The sequence below is a fragment of the Allobosea sp. NPDC003192 genome (assembly GCF_050275675.1).
GTDB lineage: Bacteria > Pseudomonadota > Alphaproteobacteria > Rhizobiales > Beijerinckiaceae > Allobosea.
The window spans coordinates 20,234-38,897 of sequence record NZ_JBNNPK010000010.1; the positions used below are offsets into that span (position 1 = coordinate 20,234).

General features: G+C 67.4%; 20 protein-coding genes. 13 read left to right on the forward strand and 7 right to left on the reverse strand.

Features of this window, described 5'->3' with window-relative positions; genetic code table 11:
* The gene (gene grpE, locus ACQKLX_RS15035; RefSeq protein WP_427362373.1) at nucleotides 1-651 is read right to left on the reverse strand and encodes a nucleotide exchange factor GrpE; all 651 of its coding nucleotides are present in this window, start codon (nucleotides 649-651) and stop codon (nucleotides 1-3) included.
* 68 nt (nucleotides 652-719) lie between these two features.
* Nucleotides 720-3,485, reverse strand: a complete 2,766-nt coding sequence (locus ACQKLX_RS15040) for a [protein-PII] uridylyltransferase (RefSeq protein WP_427362547.1) — start codon at nucleotides 3,483-3,485, stop codon at nucleotides 720-722.
* A 326-nt stretch (nucleotides 3,486-3,811) separates the two neighbouring features.
* On the opposite strand from ACQKLX_RS15040, the gene ACQKLX_RS15045 reads away from it, so the two are divergent.
* The 6 genes from ACQKLX_RS15045 to ACQKLX_RS15070 all read left to right on the forward strand — a co-directional run bounded on the left by ACQKLX_RS15045 (nucleotide 3,812) and on the right by ACQKLX_RS15070 (nucleotide 8,336).
* Complete coding sequence (locus tag ACQKLX_RS15045) at nucleotides 3,812-4,786, forward strand: aliphatic sulfonate ABC transporter substrate-binding protein (RefSeq protein ID WP_427362374.1); 975 nt, start codon at nucleotides 3,812-3,814, stop codon at nucleotides 4,784-4,786.
* 20 nt (nucleotides 4,787-4,806) lie between these two features.
* Nucleotides 4,807-5,640, forward strand: a complete 834-nt coding sequence (locus tag ACQKLX_RS15050; protein ID WP_427362375.1) for an ABC transporter permease — start codon at nucleotides 4,807-4,809, stop codon at nucleotides 5,638-5,640.
* 7 nt (nucleotides 5,641-5,647) lie between these two features.
* On the forward strand, nucleotides 5,648-6,430 hold the full coding sequence (locus ACQKLX_RS15055; RefSeq protein ID WP_427362376.1) for an ABC transporter ATP-binding protein: 783 nt from the start codon (nucleotides 5,648-5,650) through the stop codon (nucleotides 6,428-6,430).
* Nucleotides 6,431-6,475: 45 nt separating this feature from the next.
* Nucleotides 6,476-6,880: a VOC family protein gene (locus tag ACQKLX_RS15060; protein WP_427362377.1), complete on the forward strand. Its 405-nt coding sequence runs from the start codon at nucleotides 6,476-6,478 to the stop codon at nucleotides 6,878-6,880.
* A 182-nt stretch (nucleotides 6,881-7,062) separates the two neighbouring features.
* Entirely contained in the window at nucleotides 7,063-7,776 is a 714-nt protein-coding gene (locus ACQKLX_RS15065) for an ATP-binding cassette domain-containing protein (RefSeq protein ID WP_427362378.1), read from the forward strand.
* A 50-nt stretch (nucleotides 7,777-7,826) separates the two neighbouring features.
* Nucleotides 7,827-8,336, forward strand: a complete 510-nt coding sequence (locus ACQKLX_RS15070; RefSeq protein ID WP_427362379.1) for an OsmC family protein — start codon at nucleotides 7,827-7,829, stop codon at nucleotides 8,334-8,336.
* Here the strand turns inward: ACQKLX_RS15070 and ACQKLX_RS15075 are convergent, their stop codons facing one another.
* Complete coding sequence (locus ACQKLX_RS15075) at nucleotides 8,337-9,578, reverse strand: MFS transporter (RefSeq protein ID WP_427362380.1); 1,242 nt, start codon at nucleotides 9,576-9,578, stop codon at nucleotides 8,337-8,339.
* A gap of 238 nt (nucleotides 9,579-9,816) precedes the next feature.
* On the opposite strand from ACQKLX_RS15075, the gene ACQKLX_RS15080 reads away from it, so the two are divergent.
* Complete coding sequence (locus tag ACQKLX_RS15080; RefSeq protein WP_427362381.1) at nucleotides 9,817-10,356, forward strand: hypothetical protein; 540 nt, start codon at nucleotides 9,817-9,819, stop codon at nucleotides 10,354-10,356.
* Between the two features lie 9 nt (nucleotides 10,357-10,365).
* Here the strand turns inward: ACQKLX_RS15080 and ACQKLX_RS15085 are convergent, their stop codons facing one another.
* On the reverse strand, nucleotides 10,366-11,550 hold the full coding sequence (locus ACQKLX_RS15085) for a DNA recombination protein RmuC (RefSeq protein ID WP_427362382.1): 1,185 nt from the start codon (nucleotides 11,548-11,550) through the stop codon (nucleotides 10,366-10,368).
* Nucleotides 11,551-11,666: 116 nt separating this feature from the next.
* Between ACQKLX_RS15085 and def the strand changes: the two genes are divergently transcribed.
* The 3 genes from def to truA are packed head-to-tail and all read left to right on the forward strand — an operon-like array spanning nucleotide 11,667 to nucleotide 13,889.
* Nucleotides 11,667-12,200 (forward strand): peptide deformylase, encoded by a 534-nt coding sequence (def, locus tag ACQKLX_RS15090; protein ID WP_427362383.1) that lies wholly within the window; start codon nucleotides 11,667-11,669, stop codon nucleotides 12,198-12,200.
* A 19-nt stretch (nucleotides 12,201-12,219) separates the two neighbouring features.
* A complete protein-coding gene (fmt, locus tag ACQKLX_RS15095; protein WP_427362384.1) occupies nucleotides 12,220-13,149 on the forward strand; it encodes a methionyl-tRNA formyltransferase in 930 nt (309 codons plus the stop codon).
* Nucleotides 13,150-13,151: 2 nt separating this feature from the next.
* Nucleotides 13,152-13,889: a tRNA pseudouridine(38-40) synthase TruA gene (gene truA / locus ACQKLX_RS15100; RefSeq protein ID WP_427362385.1), complete on the forward strand. Its 738-nt coding sequence runs from the start codon at nucleotides 13,152-13,154 to the stop codon at nucleotides 13,887-13,889.
* Between the two features lie 7 nt (nucleotides 13,890-13,896).
* Here truA and ACQKLX_RS15105 read toward each other — a convergent pair whose 3' ends face one another.
* The 3 genes from ACQKLX_RS15105 to ACQKLX_RS15115 all read right to left on the reverse strand — a co-directional run bounded on the left by ACQKLX_RS15105 (nucleotide 13,897) and on the right by ACQKLX_RS15115 (nucleotide 16,177).
* Nucleotides 13,897-14,484 (reverse strand): hypothetical protein, encoded by a 588-nt coding sequence (locus ACQKLX_RS15105; protein WP_427362386.1) that lies wholly within the window; start codon nucleotides 14,482-14,484, stop codon nucleotides 13,897-13,899.
* Between the two features lie 65 nt (nucleotides 14,485-14,549).
* The gene (gene dapE, locus ACQKLX_RS15110) at nucleotides 14,550-15,752 is read right to left on the reverse strand and encodes a succinyl-diaminopimelate desuccinylase (RefSeq protein WP_427362387.1); all 1,203 of its coding nucleotides are present in this window, start codon (nucleotides 15,750-15,752) and stop codon (nucleotides 14,550-14,552) included.
* Nucleotides 15,749-16,177, reverse strand: a complete 429-nt coding sequence (locus ACQKLX_RS15115; protein ID WP_427362388.1) for a DUF805 domain-containing protein — start codon at nucleotides 16,175-16,177, stop codon at nucleotides 15,749-15,751. The genes dapE and ACQKLX_RS15115 overlap by 4 nt, the downstream gene beginning before the upstream one ends.
* 235 nt (nucleotides 16,178-16,412) lie before the next feature.
* Here ACQKLX_RS15115 and ACQKLX_RS15120 point away from each other — a divergent pair, with 235 nt between their 5' ends.
* The 3 genes from ACQKLX_RS15120 (at nucleotide 16,413) to ACQKLX_RS15130 (ending at nucleotide 18,613) form a co-directional block, all read left to right on the forward strand.
* The gene (locus ACQKLX_RS15120) at nucleotides 16,413-17,027 is read left to right on the forward strand and encodes a ribonuclease D (RefSeq protein ID WP_427362389.1); all 615 of its coding nucleotides are present in this window, start codon (nucleotides 16,413-16,415) and stop codon (nucleotides 17,025-17,027) included.
* Between the two features lie 116 nt (nucleotides 17,028-17,143).
* Nucleotides 17,144-17,881: an LPS export ABC transporter periplasmic protein LptC gene (gene lptC / locus ACQKLX_RS15125; protein ID WP_427362390.1), complete on the forward strand. Its 738-nt coding sequence runs from the start codon at nucleotides 17,144-17,146 to the stop codon at nucleotides 17,879-17,881.
* Nucleotides 17,882-17,923: 42 nt separating this feature from the next.
* Nucleotides 17,924-18,613, forward strand: coding sequence for an LptA/OstA family protein (locus ACQKLX_RS15130; RefSeq protein ID WP_427362391.1), 690 nt, complete (start codon nucleotides 17,924-17,926; stop codon nucleotides 18,611-18,613).
* The last annotated feature ends 51 nt before the right edge of the window (nucleotides 18,614-18,664 follow it).

An 18,664-nucleotide genomic window follows, 5' to 3' on the forward strand; every position in this document is an offset into this window, starting at 1 on the left:
TCAGTTCGCCGGTTTGTCGCCGGCATCGGCTGCCGGTCTGTCCGAGCCATTGGCGGCAGGCTTGGGCGCGCCGGCGGAGACGCCGACCAGTGCCGGGCGCAGCACGCGCTCGCCGATCTTGTAGCCGGTCTGCACCACCTTCGAGACCAGCCCCTTGGCGATGTCGGCATCGGGTGCCTCGAACATCGCCTGGTGCAGGTTCGGATCGAACTTCTCGCCCTGCGGGTCGATCTTGCGCACGCCGTGGCGTTCCAGCGTCTTCAGCAGCTCGCGCTCGGTCAGCTCGACACCCTCGACCACGGCCTTCAGCGCAGTGTCGGCGGCGGCGCGCGCCGTTTCCGGCACGCTCTCCAGCGCCCGGCGCAGATTGTCGGCCGAGCCGAGCAGGTCGCGGGCGAAGCTCGTCACCGCATAGGCCTTGGCGTCGGCGATCTCGCGCTCGGTGCGTCGGCGCAGATTCTCCATCTCGGCCAGGGTGCGCAGCAGCTTGTCCTTGAGGTCGTCGCGCTCGGCTTCGAGCAGGGCGAGCGGGTCGGGCGTCTGCGTCTCGGTCGCTTCGCTCTGGGCCACGTCCTGATTCTCGGTTTCCGGCTTCGGATCGTCCTTCGCAGGGTTCTGCGTCATTCCATCATCCCAATCGTTGATCGTCATGCATCATTGCGGCGTGACCTCGGGGCACACCGGCTTCGTCGCCGATATCGGGCTTCGGCCCGGCGAAATCAAGCGCGTGCCATGGTCTTGGCCTTGGCCGAGGCCGTCTTGTCGAGCTCCAGATTGAACACGGCGAGCAGTGCCTGACGAACCACCAGCTGCCGCCCCGTCGAGGTGATCTTCGCCCCGGTGAGGTCGGTGACGTAGAAGACGTCGACCGCCTTCTCGCCGAAGGTCGCGATATGGGCCGAGGCGATGTTGAGGTTGAGCTTCCCGATCGCGGTGGTGAGATCGTAGAGGAGGCCGGGCCGGTCGAGGCCCGAAACCTCCAGCACCGTGTGCCGCGACGACAGGACGTTGTCGATGATCACCTCGGGCGCGACCTGGAAGGTTCCGCCGCGCGGCGGCGGGGCGCGACGCTGCGCGACGAGATCGGCGATCCTGATCTCGCCCTTGAGGGCACGCTCGATCGCCGCGGCGATCCGCTCGGCCCGGCGCAATTCGTCATCGTCGCGCTCGAAGGCGCGCGAGACGAAGATCGTGTCGAGCACCAGACCGTCCGTGGTGGTGAAGATCTGCGCGTCGACGATGTTGCCGCCGGCTGCGGCGCAGGCGCCGGTGACGATGGCGAGCAGGCGCGGATGGTCCGGCGCCAGCACGGTGAGCTCGGTCACGCCGCGGAACTGGTCGGTCTCGACCCGCGTCGCGGTGGTGCGGCCGGCAATCTCGGCCTCGCGCAGGAAGCGGGCATGCTGCTCTTGGCGCTCGGGCTCGACTTTGAGCCAATAGGCCGGGTAGTGCCGGGCGAGATAGGCGGCGCGCTCGTCGTCAGTCCAGTCGGCGAGCCGCGTCTCCAGCGCCTGCTGCTTGCGCTCGACCCTGGCCTTGCGCTCGATGCCGGAGTGGCCGCCGGCGAGCACGACCTCGGTCTCGTAATAGAGCGTGCGCAGCAGCTGGCCCTTCCAGCCATTCCAGACGCCGGGCCCGACCGCCTTGATGTCGGCGACGGTCAGCACCAGCAGCAGCTTCAGCCGCTCCAGCGTCTGCACGATCGCGGCGAAACTCTCGATCGTCTTGGGGTCGCCGAGATCGCGGCTCTGGGCGACGGTCGACATCACCAGATGGTTCTCGATAAGCCAGACCACCGTCTCGGTTTGCGCCTCGGTCAGGCCGAGCCGCGGGCAGAGCTTGCGGGCGATGCGCGCGCCGGCGACCGAATGGTCCTCTGGCCTTCCCTTGGCGATGTCGTGCAGGAACAGCGCGACATAGAGCGCGCGCCGGTTGGTGATCGTCGCAAAGATCGAGTTCGCCAGGGGATGCTCGGCTTCGAGCTTGCCGGCGTCGATCTCGGCCAGGATGCCGATCGAGCGGATCAGGTGCTCGTCGACCGTGTAGTGATGATACATGTTGAACTGCATCATCGCGACGATGCGACCGAAATCCGGGACGAAGCGGCCGAGCAGCCCGGATTCGTTCATCCGCCTGAGCACCGCTTCCGGCGAGCGCCGCGCCGTCAGGATCTCCAGGAAGATCCGGTTGGCCTCGCGGTCCTGCCGCAATTGCGGGGTGACGAGCCGCAGCGACTGCGTCACCAGCCGGCTGGTGTCGGGATGGATGGCGAGATCGTCGCGGCTGGCGATCTCGTAGAGCCGCAGCAGGTTGACCGGGTCGCGCTTGAAGGCGTCGTCGTCGATGACGGCGAGGCGCTGGCCCTGCAGGGTGAAGTCGGGATGGCCGAGCGCGCGCACGCGCCGCCGCTTGGTGAAGGAACCGATCAGGTTGGTCAGGCTGGCGCGCGGCTTCTGCTGCCGTGCTTCCAGCGCGGCGCAGACGATCGCGGTGAGGTCGCCGACATCCTTGGCGACGAGGAAATACGCCTTCATGAAGCGCTCGACAGGCGCCTGGCCGCTGCGGCCGGCATAGCCGATCGCGGCCGCGACCTGACGCTGCAGGTCGAAGGAGAGCCGCTCCTCGGCCCGGCCGGTGATGAAATGCATCCAGCAGCGCACCCGCCAGAGGAACTCCTCCGAGCGCTGGAACATCGCGAACTCGCGCGCATCGAACAGCCCGGCCTCGACCAGCTCGGCGGAATCGTCGACGCGATAGGAGTATTTGGCGATCCAGAACAGCGTGTTGAGGTCGCGCAGCCCGCCCTTGCCGTCCTTGACATTGGGCTCGACCAGATAGCGCGACGAGCCGGCGCGGGTGACGCGGGTCTCGCGCTCGGCCAGCTTGGCTTCGGTGAAGGCGGGGGCGGTGCCCTCGGCGATCTCTGCGCCATAGCGCCGGACGAGATCGGCGAACAAGGCTGCATCGCCGCAGATCAACCGCGCCTCCAAGAGTGCGGTGCGGATCGTCATGTCGGCCCGGCCTTCGCGGATGCAGTCGTCGACCGAGCGCACGGAGTGTCCGACCTTCAGCTTCAAGTCCCAGAGCGGGTAGAGCATGGCCTCGACCACGCTCTCGCCCCAGGCCGTTTGCTTGTCGGGGAAGAGGAAGAGCAGGTCGACATCCGAGCCTGGCGCCAATGTGCCGCGGCCATAGCCGCCGACCGCGACGACGGCGATGCGCTCGCCAGCCGAGGGGTTCTCGACGGGATAGAAATGGCGCGTCGCCGCTGCGTGCAGGCCGCCGACGACGCTGTCCATCACGGTCGAGAGCCGCTTGGCGCAGGCGAGGCCGTTGCGGGACTTGGCCAGGATCTCCCGCGCCGACTGGCGGCCTTCCTCGAGATTGTCGTGCAGGGCGCCGACCAGGGCGCTGCGCAGGCCGTCGCGATCTCCATCCTTGAACTGCCGCGCCAGCTTGCCGACTGCAGCGGTTGGGTTGTCGATTAACTCGGCGAGGCGGGGGGCTGGCTTGTCGGGGGAGGGCGGCACTGAACGAGGCTCTTCGGCGCTTTCGGCTGATGCGGCGGCACCGATCCCTAGCACGAATGGGGCCAGCCGCGGAAGCATAATTTAACATTAAATATATGTGGAATTGTGAATCTCACACCGTTCTGTGTTTTGTTTGACAAAGAGAACGATTGAACCTATCAATCGGACACGCGCCGATTTGAGCCAGCAGCTTGCGGGCGCGAAACAAGTGCAGCTAAAGCGGGGGCGCCGGAGGCACGAGCCTCCATCCCTTCGCGCAAAATGGACCGAAGGGGAACGCCATGCCTGTCATCTCATTTCCGACCCGCCGCGCCGTGCTCGCCGGCTTCGCCGCCGCCTCGTTCGCCTTCGGCAGCGCGCAAGCGCAGGCGCCGAAGGAGATTCGCGTCGATTATGCCACCTATAACCCCGTCAGCCTTGTCCTGAAGGATCGCGGCATCCTGGAAAAGGCGCTGGAGGCCGACGGCATCAAGGTGCGCTGGGTGCTCTCGGCCGGCTCGAACAAGGCGCTCGAATTTCTCAATGCCGGCTCGCTCGATTTCGGCTCGACCGCCGGCGCGGCCGCGCTGATCGCCAAGATCAACGGCAACCCGATCAAGTCGATCTATGTCTATTCGCGGCCGGAGTGGACGGCTCTGGTCACCGGCGCCAAGAGCGAGGTCACCAAGGTCGCCGATCTCAAGGGCAAGCGCGTCGCCGTCACCCGCGGCACCGATCCGCACATCTTCCTGGTCCGCTCGCTCGCCGAGGCCGGCCTGACCGAGAAGGACGTCAAGCTCGTGCTGCTGCAGCATGCCGATGGCCGGCTCGCTTTGGAGCGCGGCGATGTCGAGGCCTGGGCCGGGCTCGACCCGATGATGGCTGCCGCCGAGGTCGAGGCCGGCGCCAAGCTCTTCCACCGGAAGGCCGCCGACAACACCTGGGGCGTGCTCAACGTCCGCGAAGAATTCGCCGAGAAGAACCCGCAGCTCGTCCGAAAAGTGCTCAAGGCCTATGAGGAGGCGCGCGCCATCGCCCTCGCCAATCCGGCCGAGGTCAGGAAGGCGCTGGTCGAGGCGACCAAGCTCTCCGACGCGGTGATCGAGCGCCAGCTCACCCGCACCGAGCTGACCCACAGCACGATCGGCCCGGCGCAGGCTGAGACCATCCTCGCCGCCGGGCTCGCTTTGCAGCAGGCCGGCGTCCTGCCGGCGAACGCCGACGTCAAGGCGACGGTCGACGCGCTGATCGACAAGCGCTTTGCTGCGACGAACTGAGCAGGCATGATCCCGTCGCAATGAGTTCGATCGAGATCGCAGATGCCGTTGACGGGAAGCCGGCCGCGCCGCAAGCGCGGCCGGCTTCTCGCGTCGGCTTGCGGCTCGCGGGCTTCCTGCTGCCGGTCGTTCTCGCGATCATCTGGGAGATCCTGGTCCGGGCCGGCCTCGCCAATGGCCGCCTGATGCCGCCACCCAGCGTGGTCGGCGCGACGCTCTGGCAGCTCGCGATCAGCGGCGAACTCTGGACCCATGCGGCGGCGACGCTCTGGCGTGTCGCCGCCGGCTTCGGCATCGGCGCCGCCGTCGGCACCGCGCTCGGCGCCCTGACCGGTGCCCTGCCGCTGGCGCGCGGTCTGCTCGACCCGACCCTGCAGGCTCTGCGCGCCATCCCGTCGATCGCCTGGGTGCCGCTCTTCATCCTCTGGTTTGGCATCTTCGAGGCCTCGAAGGTCGCGCTAATCGCGGTCGGCGTCTTCTTCCCGGTCTATCTCGGCGTTGCCGCCGCGATCCTCTCGATCGACCGCAAGATCGTCGAAGTCGGCCGCGTCTTCCGCCTCGGCCGGCTCGCTATGGTCCGGCGCGTTCTGCTGCCGGCGATCCTGCCCGACTGGTTCACGGCGCTGCGCGGCGGCCTCGGGCTCGGCTTCATGTTCGTCGTCGCCGCCGAGATCATGGGCGCGAGCGAGGGGCTCGGCTATCTCCTGGTCGATGGCCAGCAACTCGGCCGGCCCGATACGATCATCGCCGCGATCATCGCCTTCGCCGTGCTTGGCAAGCTCGCCGACGGTCTCCTGCTCGCGCTGACGCGTCCTTTCCTCGCCTGGCAGGACACCGCCAGGGACAGGCTCTGAGGGCGCGATGCTGACCTTCGACCACCTTTCCAAGACCTATGCCGACGGCACCCGCGCTTTGTCCGGCATCGACATCTCCGTCGCCGCCGGCGAAATCCTGGCGCTGGTCGGCGGTTCCGGCTGCGGCAAGACCACGCTGCTGCGCCTCGTGGCCGGGCTCGACCGGCCGAGCGAGGGGCGCATCCTCCTCGACGATGCCGCCATCACCGAGCCACGCGCCGATGTCGGCGTGATCTTCCAGGAGCCGCGTTTGCTGCCCTGGCTCTCGGTCGCCGACAATGCCGGCTTCGGCCTCAGCCACCTGCCGGCAGCGGAGCGCGCCCGTCTCGTCACCGGGGCGCTCGCCCGCGTCGGCCTCGCCGGCTACGAGGCGCGCTGGCCGCGCGAGCTCTCCGGCGGCCAGCAGCAGCGCGTCGCCATCGCCCGGGCCCTCGTCACCCGGCCCAAGCTGCTCCTGATGGACGAGCCCTTCTCGGCGCTCGACGCCACCACGCGCGCCAGCCTGCACGGCCATCTCCTCGCGCTCTGGGAGGAGAGCCGGCCGACCGTGGTGATGGTCACCCACGATGTCGAGGAAGCGGTGACGCTGGCGGACCGCATCGTGGTGATGCAGCCGCGGCCCGGCCGCATTTTCGACGAGCTCGACAATCCGCTGACCCGCCCGCGCGACCGGCTTTCGCCGGCCTTCGAGGCGATCAAGCGCGAGGCGCTGCGCACGCTCGACCGCTCGCTCACCGACAGCGAGCCACGCCAGCACAAGACGGCGGAGAGCGCCGGGATGTGGTGGTAGGCTGTCGGCCGCGGAACAAGCCTGCCTGCGCCGGGTTCACTTGGCATGATCGACCACACCGGCATCGTCGTCACCGACCTCGCCAAGGCGCGCCGCTTCTATGACGCGATCGCCCGGCCGCTCGGCCTCGCCACCGCCTCCAACAGTCCGGAATCGTTCCTGTTCGGCCGCAGTGCTGAAGAGCCGATCCCCTATCTCTGGGTCGGCACGATCCGTCCGTCCTATTGGGTCGAAGGCTCGCGCGCCGGGCTGAACCAGGCCCACATCGCCTTTATCGCGCCGGACAAGGCGGCGGTCGACGCCTTCTATGAGGCCGCGCTTTCGGCCGGCGGCCGAGACAATGGCCCGCCCGGTCCGCGCGAGGGCGCTGGCGACTACTATGGCGCCTTCGTGCTCGACCCCGATGGCAACAATATCGAAGCCTGCGTGCGCGGCCCTGCGGCGCGCTGACGACCTTCCGTACCCACGACATCCCTTCGTTTGACAAAACGGACGCCTAGACCGTATGAAAGGACACGCGCCGATTTGAGCCTCAGCTTGCGGGCGCGAAACAAATGCAGCTAAAGCGCGGGAACGACGGGACGGCCTGAAGCCGTCGGCGCTCCTTCCGCCTTGTCATGGATGGAGCAGTCATGTCGGCCGATCTTCATAATTTCTCCCGCTCTTCCGACAGCGCTCTGCCGCGCCCGCAGTCGGGTCAGGCCATCGCTGTGCTGGGCGTGTCCGCACAGGCGCGCTCAAAAGCGCTGCGGGCCCTTGCTGGCCTGACGGGCGACGAGGGCACGGTGCCGACGGCGGAGCTCGGCCTGCTCTGCGCCAGACCGCGCTTCTTCTCCTGGCTCAGCCTGACCGAGAATCTCGCCTTCGCCTTGCCGAAGGCGACACCATTCGAACGCGAGGGCCTGATCGCCAATGCGCTGGTCCGCGTCGGCCTCGCTGCGCAGGCGGCGCAGCGGCCGGGAACGCTCTCGCTGGAAGAAACGCTGCGGCTCGCCATCGCCCGCCTCCTGCTGGTCAGGCCGCGTCTGCTCCTGATCGACGAGCCTTTCGCCGCGCTCGATTCCGAGGCGCGCGACCGGCTGGCTGCCTTCCTGCCGGGGCTCTGTACGCAGGGACGCCCGGCTGTCGTCATTGCCACGGGTTCCGTCGAGGAGGCTCTGCGCCTGGCCGACCGCATTCTCCTCCTGCCGCAGCAGCCGGGTCCCATCGCCTTCAGCCTCGACAACCTGCTGGCACGCCCGCGTGACGAGAGCTCGGTCGGCTTCGTCGCGCTCCGCCGCGAATTGCGTCGGGCGCTCGACAAGGAGAGCCGGCATGTCGCGCCGGAGGTGGAGGCGGCGGCCTGAAGCGGCTAGACAAGCCGCGACCGGATGCTTCTACCCTAGGGATCACGATCATGGACGTCACCGCGCTGCGCGCTCTGCAGGCCCCGCTCAAGGACAAGTATCGTGAGGCGCCCGATGCGGCGGTGATCACGCTGAAAGCCAGGGGCGAACTCGACGACCAGCACATCGCGTGCAAGGTCGAGACCGGCCGGGCGATCGCGCTTGCCGGTCTGCATCCGGCGACCGGCGGCTCCGGTGCCGAGCTCTGCTCCGGCGACATGCTGCTCGAGGCGCTCGTCGCCTGCGCCGGCGTCACGCTGAAAGCGGTCGCGACCGCGCTCGAGATCGAGCTGAAGAAGGGCACGGTCCGGGCCGAGGGCGATCTCGATTTCCGCGGCACGCTCGGCGTCGCCAAGGATGCCGCCGTCGGCTTCAAGGCGATCCGCCTCTCCTTCGACGTCGAGACCGACGCGCCGCAGGAGAAGCTCGATACCTTGCTCAAGCTGACCGAGCGCTATTGCGTCGTCTTCCAGACGCTGAACGTGAAGCCGGAGCTCTCGGCCAATCTCGCGCGGGCCTGATCAGGCCGGCAGCGGGCGCGGCGACCCGTCCGCCTCCGTTGCTTCTGGTTCCTGCGAGATCGGCGCCGTCATCGGGTCGATAATGGCGAAGGGGCGCTCGGACATCTGTTCGGGCGCGGCGCGCTGGCGGATCCGTAGCGCGGCGAGGGCGGCGAGCAGGGCGCTGATGGCGGCCATGAAGTAGAGCAGGCCGTTGATGTCGAGCTGCGCCATCACCTGCGCGCCGAGAATCGGGCCGAGCGCCGAACCGATGCCGCTGACCAGGATTAGCCGGCCGCTGACCGCGACGACGCGATCCTGCGGCATGCGGTCGAGCGCATGGGCGACGCAGACCGGGTAGAGCGTCGACATGAAGCCGCCGAGCAGGGCGGCGACCGGCAGCACGGCCCCGAGATGGCGTGGCACGAGGTCGAGCGCGACGGCCGCCACGGAGAAGCCGAGCGCCAGCCCCGCCAGCACGATCCGGCGGTCGCCGCGGTCGGAGAAGCGGCCGACCGGGACCTGGAAGGTGAAGCCGCCGAGGACCGCGACCAGCATGAACAGGGCGATAGTCTCCTGGGGAATGGCGTTGCGCGCCATCCAGGCCGGGAACAGCGCGTAGAAGGCGCTGCTGATCATGCCGGCGATCACGCAACCGATCACCGAGATCGGCGCCTGTCGGGTCAGCTCGCCATAAGGCAGGGAGGCCTCCGGCGCGAGAGCCGGCGCTTCGGCGCGGGTGGCGCTGACCATCACCAGCGCCGATGCGAACAGCGCGACGATGATGTTGAACGGCATGGCGGTTTCGACCGGCAGCTTGCCGATCAGCAATTGCCCGGCGGCGAGCGCGAGGAAGGTGCCGACCATGTAGACTGAGAAGATGCGCCCGCGCTGCTCGGGCGGGGCCTTGGCGTTGAGCCAGCTCTCGGTGGTGATGAACAGGCCGACGCAGCCGATGCCGATCGCCATCCGGCACGCGATCCACCCTAGTGGTGAGACGAAGAGCGGCATCGCCGCCGTCCCGACCACTACCATGCCGGCGAAGGCGGCATAGGCCCGGATATGGCCGATGCGCTGGATCATGGGCCCGCACCAGACGGCGCCGATGGTGAAGCCGATGAAATAGGCGCTGAGAACGATGCCGGTCAGCGTCGGGCCGAAGCCCTCGCTCGTCAGCCGCAGCGACAGGAACGTGTTGAAGAAGCCGTTGGCGAGCTGCACGAGGCTCGTCGCGGCGATGAGCGTTCCGATCTGGACGAGCAAGGTTGGCGGCCTCCGGCGCGATCTGGGGACGCCTGCAACTCAACGTCGGAATGTGATCTCGCCATGGCATGTGGCCCGGCTCGGACAATAGGCCGCGCCGGTGTCGGTGTAAGGCAGGCAAGAGCGCGTTGTGTCACAAAACCGGCTCTGCAGCTGCGATATCTGCTCTGATCCGTCCAAGACCGGATCGCCCCTGCATCGCTCGCCCTGATCGCAGGCGCTGCACCAGGAGATTTGCATGCCGGTTCTCGCAGCCATCGTCGGCGCCATCACCACCGGCGTGATCTACTGGATGATCTGGGGCGGCGGCATGGAATATGTCAGTCAGCGCCTCAGTGCCGGCAGCGAACAGAAGCGCCGCGAATTGCTGAGTCGCCGCCGCGCAGAATCGGAGGCCGAAGCACGCCGCACGGCGCTGAAGACGCTGCCGGAGAGCCGGGACGGTGCCGTCGCACTGATGTTCCTCGTCGCCAATGAACGCGGCGAGCCGACGACCGAGCAGCTCGACCTGATCCGCAGCGAGATGCGTGTCATGCTGGAATACGGTACCGATATCGAGGAGCGCCTTGTCCTGGCGCGGCATGCCGTCAAGGCATCGCCCTCGAAGACGATCGCGCTGATGGATCTGCGTGACCTGCTGCGGCCTCGCCTGACCCGGGCGGAATTCGAGGAGCTCTTCGGGATGCTGCGCCGGGTCGCCGCGCTCCATGGCGGCCCGACCGATGGCCAGGACAGCCTGATCGGCGAGGCCGAACGGCAACTCCCCCGGCCGCGCTGAGGCTAAAGCTTACTCAGCCGCCTTCAATTTCACAGCTTTCGCGAAGGGCAGTTGCGGCTCGTTCGGGCGGGCGTCGTCGAATTCGAGCGCGCCGATCTTCTCGGCCCGGCCGGTGACCTTGCCGGCCGAGGTCTTGATCTGGGCGACGTCGTCCTGCGCCTGGCGGAAATGGTTGTCGAGCTTGTCGACGCGCTCGCCGAGGCGGCGGACATCGTCGAGCAGCTTGCCGACCTCGGACTGGATGACGCGCGCCTCCTCGCGCATGCGGGCATCGCGCACCAGCGACTGCATCAACTGGATCGCCAAGGCCAGCAGCGAGGGCGAGACGATCATCACCCGCGCCCGGTGCGCCTTCTGGATCACATCGTCGAAATGCTCGTGCAGATCGGCATAGATCGCCTCCGACGGCACGAAGAGCAGCGCCATGTCCTGCGTCTCGCCGGGCAGGAAATAGCGCTCGGCGATGTCCTTGACGTGCTGGCCGACATCGGTGCGCACCCGCGCCGAAGCCTGCTTCTTCGCTTCGTCGCCACGCGCCTCGCGCAGCATGGTGAAGCTCTCCAGCGGAAACTTGGCATCGATGACGAGGCCGCGCCCGTCGCCGGGCAGGGTGACGAGGCAATCCGGCCGCTTGCCGGTGGAGAGCGTTGGTTGAAATGAAAAGAAGGCCGCTGGAAGGCCGTCACGAATGATCGCCTCCATCCGGCCCTGGCCATAGGCGCCGCGCGCCTGCTTGTTGGCGAGCACGTCCTTCAGCGTCACCACCTCGCCGGTGAGTTCGGTCAGGTTCTTCTGGGCGTTGTCGATGACGGCGAGGCGCTCCTGCAACTTGCCGAGGCTCTCATTGGTCTGCCGGACATTCTGCTCCAGCCCGGCGCCGACCTGCTGGCGCAGCCCGTCCATCCGGTCGGCGACGAGGCGGGCGAGGTCGCCCTGCCGGGTCGAGAGGATCTCGGCCATGGTCTGCATGCGGCCGGAAAGCTCGGCCTGCTGCCGGTTCATTTCGGCGACCTTGTCATCCATCTCGCGGGCGCGCTCGGCCGCTATCGCTGCCTCCATTTCGCGTCGGCGCGAGCCGCGCCAGGACGAGAGCAGAGCCAGCATCAGCAGGGTGAGCGTCAGCCCGGCGAAGCCAAGGGCGGCTTCGGCCCAGCTTACGGGCCGTTCCAGCAGGACGAAGGCGATCTGGTTCATACCCCCAAGCCTACACGATTCGGCTGGCAATTCTAGAACATAAGCGGAACAGTTTGACCGCTTCTTCACAAAAGCTTATGTCGCGGCAACTCCCGATCATCGTCCCTGAGAGCCCTATGGCCATCCGCCCCCTCGTCATTCTGCCCGATTCGATGCTCCGCAAGGTTTCCGCGCCGATCGGCGACATCACGCCGGAGATCCGCAAGCTCGCCGAGGACATGCTGGAGACGATGTACGACGCGCCGGGAATCGGCCTTGCCGCGATCCAGATCGGCGAGCCGGTCCGCCTGATCACCATCGACGTCTCGAAGCAGGCGGCAGAAGGTGAGGAGCAGCAGCGCGAGCCGAGGATCTTTATCAACCCCGAGGTGACCTGGCGCTCGGAGGAACTTAGCTCCTATGAGGAGGGCTGCCTTTCGATCCCCGAATATTACGAGGAGGTCGAACGTCCGGCGCGGGTCAAGGTCAGCTATCGCGATCTCGACGGCAAGGCGCAGGAGGTCGAGGCCGACGGCCTGCTAGCCACCTGCCTGCAGCATGAGATCGACCATCTCAACGGCGTGCTCTTCATCGATTACCTGTCGCGGCTGAAGCGCGACCGGGTGAACAAGCGCTTCGCCAAGGCGGCGAAGCGGGAGAGCGCAGCCTGACCGGCCGGGGCGTTAAACTATGAGCTTGCGCGTCATCTTCATGGGCACGCCGGATTTCGCCGTGCCCACCCTGACCGAGATCATCGGCCAGGGTCACGAGGTCGTCTCCGTCTACACCCGCGCCCCGGCGCCGGCCGGGCGCGGCATGGAACTCAGACCCTCGCCGGTCCAGGTCACGGCCGAGCGCTTCGGCATCCCGGTCTTCTCGCCGAAGACGCTGAAGAACGCCGAGGCCGCCGAGGTCATGGCCTCGCACCAGGCCGATGTCGCCGTGGTCGTCGCCTATGGCCTGATCCTGCCCAAGGCGATCCTGGAGGTGCCGGAGCTCGGTTGCCTCAATCTGCATGCGTCGCTGCTGCCGCGCTGGCGTGGCGCGGCGCCGATCCAGCGCGCCATCATGGCCGGCGATGCCGAGACCGGCGTCTGCGTGATGAAGATGGAGGAGGGGCTCGACACCGGCCCGGTCGCCATGGTCGAGCGGCTTGCGATCGACGGCAACGCCACGGCCGGCGACATGCATGACCGGCTTGCCGGCCTTGGCGCCGACCTGATGGTCCGGGCGCTCGCCGCACTCGGCCGCGGCGGCCTGCGCTTCACGCCGCAGCCCGAAGAGGGCGTCACCTATGCCAGCAAGATCGGCAATGACGAGGCCAGGCTGAGCTGGAACCGGCCGGCGCAGCAGGTCCACGATGTCGTCCGCGGCCTCTCGCCCTTCCCGGGCGCCTTCGTCGAGGTCGATCTCGGCAAGGGGCCGGAGCGGCTGAAGCTCCTGCGCACCGCCCGTGCCGGCGGCGCCGCCGAGCCGGGCACGCTGCTCGACGATGACGGGACGATCGCCTGCGCGGTCGGGGCGGTGAAGCTTCTTCAGGTCCAGCGCGCCGGCAAGGGGCCGATGAGCGCCCAGGAGTTCCTGCGCGGGGCGCGGCTGACTGCGGGCGCGAAGCTCTAGAGATGCCGCGCTACAAGCTCGTCATCGAATATGACGGCACGCCCTTCTCAGGCTGGCAGCGCCAGCTCAACGGGCCGTCGGTGCAGCAGAGCGTCGAGGAGGCGGTCGAGGCCTTCTGCGGTCATGCCGTGCGCCTGCATTGCGCCGGGCGTACCGATGCCGGCGTCCATGCCACCCATCAGGTCGTCCATGTCGATCTCGACAAGGACTGGCGCACCGATGTGGTGCGTGACGCCAGCAACGCTCGGTTGAAGCGCCTGCCGGTCGCGGTGCTGAGTGCCGAGGCAGTGTCCGACAGCTTCGATGCCCGCATCTCAGCGACGCGCCGCTATTACATCTACCGCATCCTCGACCGGCGGGCGCAGCCGGCGCTCGATGCGGACCGGGTCTGGCATGTCCCGGTCAAGCTCGACCACGAGGCGATGGACCGCGCCGCCAAGGCGCTGATCGGCCATCACGACTTCACGACCTTCCGCGCGGCCGAATGCCAGGCCAACAGCCCGCTGCGCACGCTCGACCGCTTCGATTGCCGGCGCGAGGGGGCCGAGATCGTCGCCTATGTCCATGCCCGCTCCTTCCTGCACCATCAGGTCCGCTCCATGGTCGGCTGCCTGAAGATGGTCGGCATGGGGCGCTGGCCGGAGAACAAGGTCGGCAAGGTGCTGGCGGCGCGCGACCGTTCGCAATGCGCCGCGCTGGCGCCGCCCTGCGGGCTCTATCTCGCCGGCGTGGACTACTAGAACCGGGTCAGAATCCGGCCAGCCCGAAGGTCCGGATCACGGAGTAATCCGCCAGCAGGCTGGCGCAGGCGACCGCTCCGGCGGCACCGCTCTCGGCGCCGAAGGCGGCGCGCGCCACGCAATAGCGTAGCCTCAGCACGATCGTCGCGAAGGCGAGGGTTTGAAAGGTCGCGATGCCCGGGTTCGACCAGCCCAGCGCGAAGACCGTCGCCGGCACCGCCATCAGCGCCGCCGAAACGATGCCGGCCCAGTTCCAGGCGATGATGAAGCCGGTGAAGCGCGGATTCCGGGCGAGATTCGGGGCGATCCCGATCAACAGCGCCGGTACTGCGAGCACCGCCAGCATCTCGGCGGTGACGACCGCGGCGAGCAGCCCGGGGGCATCGAAGAGGCTGCCCCTGTTCGAGAGGCCCGCGAGCGTCCGCTCGGCCGCCAGAACCGGGATCATCGATGGAATGGTGAGGATGAGCGCGAGATAGGAGCGCCAGAAGCCGTCGCGGCTGAGATCGAGATCAGGCAGGGCCTTCGCGTCGGCCCATAGCAGGCGCCAGGAAGCGGCGAGCGATCGCGTCACATCGTCGGCAGCAAGCCTCATGGCCCAACCCTCCGGACGTCACGGCATTAGACTTTTGTCTAATGTGCGCGTCAGGGCTGGTTCCGTCAAGCGTGCTGCGCTGCCGCAAAATAAGTCGCCAGCAAACGATGCGTGACCCGCTCCAGCGTCACGAGGTCGGCCGTGGCGACCTGCTCGTCGATCTGGTGCATGGTCTGGCCGACCACGCCGTATTCGACCACCGGACAGTAGTTCTTGATGAAGCGGGCGTCGGAGGTGCCGCCGGTCGTCGACAGTGCCGGGCGCTTGCCGGTTTCAGCTTCAACCGCGTCGGCGACCATGGCCACGAACCGCCCGGGCTGGGTCAGGAAGGCGACCGCATTGGTCGGCTCGAAGCTGATTTCGTAGCGCACGGCATTGCCGGCGGCTTCTCGCAATCGCCGCTCGATCTCCGCGGCGAGCGTTTCCGGCGTCCAGAGGTCGTTGAAGCGGATGTTGAAGACGGCTTTGGCCTGTGCCGGGATCACATTGGTCGCGGGATTGCCGACATCGAGCGTCGTCAGCTCGAGATTGCTCGGGTCGAAATGCTCGGTGCCGGCATCGAGCGGGCTTTCCTCGAGCCCGGCCAGCAGCCGGACCATGCCGCGGATCGGATTCTGGGCCAGATGCGGATAACCGACATGGCCCTGCACGCCGTGGACGGTGAGCTTGCCGGTCAGCGAGCCGCGCCGGCCGATCTTGATCATGTCGCTCATCGCAGCCGGATTGGTCGGCTCGCCCAGCAGGCAATGGTCGAAGCGCTCGCCGCGCCGGTCGGCCCAGGCCAGCAGCTTGACCGTGCCGTTGACGGCTGGGCCCTCCTCGTCGCCGGTGACCAGGAAGGCGATCGAGCCTGGTGCATCAGGATTGGCACGCCGATAGCGGATCGCGGCTGAGACCATGGCGGCGAGCCCGCCCTTCATGTCGCAGGCGCCGCGGCCATAAAGAGTTCCATCGACGATCTCAGCCGCGAAGGGATCATGCGTCCAGGCGGCGAGGTCGCCGGGGGGGACGACGTCGGTGTGGCCGGCGATGACGAAGACCGGGCCCTCGCTGCCGATGCGGGCATAGAGGTTCTCGATATCGGGCATGCCCGGCTCGGAGAACACCGGCCGCTCGACGCTGAAGCCCTCGGCGTTCAGCACGGCGCCGAGCAGCGCGAGCGCGCCGCCTTCGGCCGGTGTCACCGAGGGGCAGCGCACCAGGGCCTGGGTGAGGGCGATCGGATCGGTGAGGTCGAAATCGAGGATGGTGGGCGCAGTCTGGCTCATCGAGCCGGTTTAGCAGTCCGCGATTGCTCTGCAAGCGGCGCATCGCCGCCTGCGCCAGGCATCAGGCCGAGATCGACCAGTGCGATCAGCCAGGCCATCGTCGAGATCGCGACCAGCGAGGGCGCCCAGGCGTAGCCGAGCAGCGGCTGCAATTCCCGCGGCAGCACGATGGCGCAGACCAGGAAGATGCCGAAAAGCGGCGAGCCGCCACGGTCGGCTGCGCGTTTCGCGGCGAGTGCCGACCAGGGAAAAAGGGCGAAGACATTAATGAAGGCGACTGTCATCGCCGCGCTTCGCTTGTCCAGGAGGTTGACCGCGGCCCACTGGATCGTCAGCAGGCCGAAAGCGAGCGCGATGCTACCCAACCAAAACGGGCGCAGGCCGATTCGGCCGTCGAGATCGGTGAACAGGCGGACTACGGACATGGATCAAGCTCCGATTCCGCATCCTCGCATGCTTGGGCGCTCGAATGAAGCTTATGGTGAATAAAAGGTTAACTTGCCCGAACCGGTTGTATTGCCAGAGAAAAAGCTTGAACACGGCCGAACGCGCCGCTAGCTGCGAAATGATCTCCGGATTTTCGAGGAGGCCATTCGGCTTGACCGGCGGATGGCAGGTTGACTGAGCGGCGCCCTTGCGCTGCCGAGCGAGGTTTTGGGCATGACCATTCGTCTGCACCGCGGCGATCTTCCTGATGGTTTCGAGCCGGGGCCGGTCCTGGCGATCGACACCGAGACACTCGGCCTGAATCCGCAGCGCGACCGGCTCTGCGTGGTGCAGCTCTCGCGCGGCGACGGCACCGCCGACGTCGTGCAGATCCCGAAGGGCGCTCCGGCACCGGCCAATCTCTGCCGCATCCTTGCCGATACGAGCGTGCAGAAGCTCTTCCACTTCGCCCGTTTCGACATCGCTGCGCTGGAGAAGGCTTTCGGGGTCGTCACCACGCCGGTCTACTGCACCAAGATCGCCTCCAAGCTGGTGCGCACCTATACCGATCGGCACGGGCTGAAGGACCTTGTCCGCGAGTTGCTCGGCGTCGAGCTCTCGAAGCAGCAGCAATCCTCCGACTGGGGTGCCGACACGTTGACCGAGGCGCAGCTCGGCTACGCCGCCTCCGATGTGCTGCACCTGCACGCCCTGAAGGCCAAGCTCGACGTCTTGCTGGAGCGTGAGGGGCGCACTCATCTCGCCAAGGCCTGCTTCGACTTCCTGCCGACGCGCGCCGAACTCGATCTCGCCGGCTGGCCGGAGGTCGACATCTTCGCGCATACGTAAAGTTGATGTATTTGAGCTAGGCGTTATGTCGGGCGATTGTCGGATCGGCCGCGAGCGCCTGTCGGCGTGCGCCGGTCTGACATGAAAAAGCCGCTGGTGGCTGGCAATGGGCGGGCATGAGCTTGGCGATCACATCCCCTGAGACGCGCAGCCCGGCTGCGATCCGGGCGCAGATGCGGCAGAGCGCCTTCCAGGCGGCGCGCCGGCATTCTGCACTCGTGCGTCTGCTGCGGCGGCTGATCCCGGTCGGGGCCGTGGTCGCGGTGGTCGGACTGGTCGTCGTTCCTTTCCTCAACCCGCTGCGCCATGTCGGCAATCTCTCGCTGGGCGGGATCAGCATGTCCGGCGGCAAGGTCGTGATGGAGGCGCCGAAGCTCGCCGGCTATCGCAAGGACAGCAGCCCTTACGAGGTCACGGCGGATTCGGCGTTGCAGGACGTGCGCAATCCCACGCAGATCGAGCTGGTCAAGATGACCGCGCGCGTGCTGATGAAGAACGAGGGCTGGATCAACATCAACGCCCAGAGCGGCCATTTCGACCAGCAGAAGGAAAAGCTGAAGCTGGTCGACGATGTGAAGATTCGCACCGAGTCGGGCTATGATATCCGCATGCGTACGGCCGATGTCGACTTCAAGGGCGGGACGGTCAACTCGCGCGAGCCGGTCAAGGTCAATCTCGGCACGACCACCGTCGATGCCGACACGCTCGACGTGAAGGACAACGGTGCGCTCATCACCTTCGAGGGGCGTGTGCACGTCCTCATCGAGAATGCGCCGGCGCGCAGCCTGGCGGGGCCCGAGCGCGAGGGCAGCACACCCAACCTCGAAGCACTCAGCCCGGCGGCGAAGCCGTGAGGCCCCCGCATCGCGCCAGAAGAGACCAGTGACGGATTGCTGATGAAACCTCTCGCTCTTGCTCTCGCCGCCCTGATCGCGCCGGCTCTGTCCGCCGCGGCCCTTGCTCAACAGCCGCCGGCCCGTTCCGGCTCGGCTCCTGCTGCCGCGAGCGCAACGCCGGCCAAGCCGGCCAAGCCACGCGGCGGCGCGCCCGGCTCGCCCTTCGGTGGCATGGGTGGCGACAGCAAGGAGCCGATCAAGATCGATGCGAACAAGCTCGACGTCCTCGATAAGGACAACAAGGCGGTCTTCTCCGGCAATGTCGTCGCCGTGCAGGGCGAGACGACGGTGCGTTGCTCGGTGATGACGGTGTTCTATGAAGGCCGCGGCCAGGGCGGCACGCCCAGGCCGACTCAGCCGGCCGCGCAGGGCGGCAATGATGGCGCGATCAAGCGCATCGAATGCTCCGGCCCCGTCACCGTCGTCTCGAAGACCCAGGCCGCGACCTCGGACAACGCCGTGTTCGACCGCGCCAACAACCAGGTGATCATGACCGGCAATGTCGCGCTGAACGACGGCCCGAACATCACCCGCGGCGACAAGCTCGTCTATAACACCGAGACCGGCGTCGCCAACGTGACGTCGAGCGGGCGCGTCCAAGGCTTCTTCGTGCCGAACCAGGGCGAGGAAGGCAAGGACAAGAAGGACAACAAGGCGGGCGCCAAGCCGGCCGCCGCGCCGACCAACTGATCTTCCCTTGCGGCAGGGGCGGCTGCAAGAAGGCGTTGCCAGTTCGGCGCG

What these genes read in the sequence shown, in the direction of transcription:
- ACQKLX_RS15065 (WP_427362378.1), top strand. Translation starts at nt 7,063, where the DNA reads ATGTCGGCCGATCTTCATAATTTCTCCCGCTCTTCCGACAGCGCTCTG.
- ACQKLX_RS15070 (WP_427362379.1), top strand. Translation starts at nt 7,827, where the DNA reads ATGGACGTCACCGCGCTGCGCGCTCTGCAGGCCCCGCTCAAGGACAAG.
- truA (WP_427362385.1), top strand. Translation starts at nt 13,152, where the DNA reads ATGCCGCGCTACAAGCTCGTCATCGAATATGACGGCACGCCCTTCTCA.
- ACQKLX_RS15055 (WP_427362376.1), top strand. Translation starts at nt 5,648, where the DNA reads ATGCTGACCTTCGACCACCTTTCCAAGACCTATGCCGACGGCACCCGC.
- ACQKLX_RS15130 (WP_427362391.1), top strand. Translation starts at nt 17,924, where the DNA reads ATGAAACCTCTCGCTCTTGCTCTCGCCGCCCTGATCGCGCCGGCTCTG.
- ACQKLX_RS15115 (WP_427362388.1), bottom strand. Translation starts at nt 16,177, where the DNA reads ATGTCCGTAGTCCGCCTGTTCACCGATCTCGACGGCCGAATCGGCCTG.
- ACQKLX_RS15080 (WP_427362381.1), top strand. Translation starts at nt 9,817, where the DNA reads ATGCCGGTTCTCGCAGCCATCGTCGGCGCCATCACCACCGGCGTGATC.
- ACQKLX_RS15045 (WP_427362374.1), top strand. Translation starts at nt 3,812, where the DNA reads ATGCCTGTCATCTCATTTCCGACCCGCCGCGCCGTGCTCGCCGGCTTC.
- ACQKLX_RS15105 (WP_427362386.1), bottom strand. Translation starts at nt 14,484, where the DNA reads ATGAGGCTTGCTGCCGACGATGTGACGCGATCGCTCGCCGCTTCCTGG.
- ACQKLX_RS15050 (WP_427362375.1), top strand. Translation starts at nt 4,807, where the DNA reads ATGAGTTCGATCGAGATCGCAGATGCCGTTGACGGGAAGCCGGCCGCG.
- grpE (WP_427362373.1), bottom strand. Translation starts at nt 651, where the DNA reads ATGACGATCAACGATTGGGATGATGGAATGACGCAGAACCCTGCGAAG.
- def (WP_427362383.1), top strand. Translation starts at nt 11,667, where the DNA reads ATGGCCATCCGCCCCCTCGTCATTCTGCCCGATTCGATGCTCCGCAAG.
- ACQKLX_RS15085 (WP_427362382.1), bottom strand. Translation starts at nt 11,550, where the DNA reads ATGAACCAGATCGCCTTCGTCCTGCTGGAACGGCCCGTAAGCTGGGCC.
- ACQKLX_RS15120 (WP_427362389.1), top strand. Translation starts at nt 16,413, where the DNA reads ATGACCATTCGTCTGCACCGCGGCGATCTTCCTGATGGTTTCGAGCCG.
- fmt (WP_427362384.1), top strand. Translation starts at nt 12,220, where the DNA reads ATGAGCTTGCGCGTCATCTTCATGGGCACGCCGGATTTCGCCGTGCCC.
- ACQKLX_RS15060 (WP_427362377.1), top strand. Translation starts at nt 6,476, where the DNA reads ATGATCGACCACACCGGCATCGTCGTCACCGACCTCGCCAAGGCGCGC.
- dapE (WP_427362387.1), bottom strand. Translation starts at nt 15,752, where the DNA reads ATGAGCCAGACTGCGCCCACCATCCTCGATTTCGACCTCACCGATCCG.
- lptC (WP_427362390.1), top strand. Translation starts at nt 17,144, where the DNA reads ATGAGCTTGGCGATCACATCCCCTGAGACGCGCAGCCCGGCTGCGATC.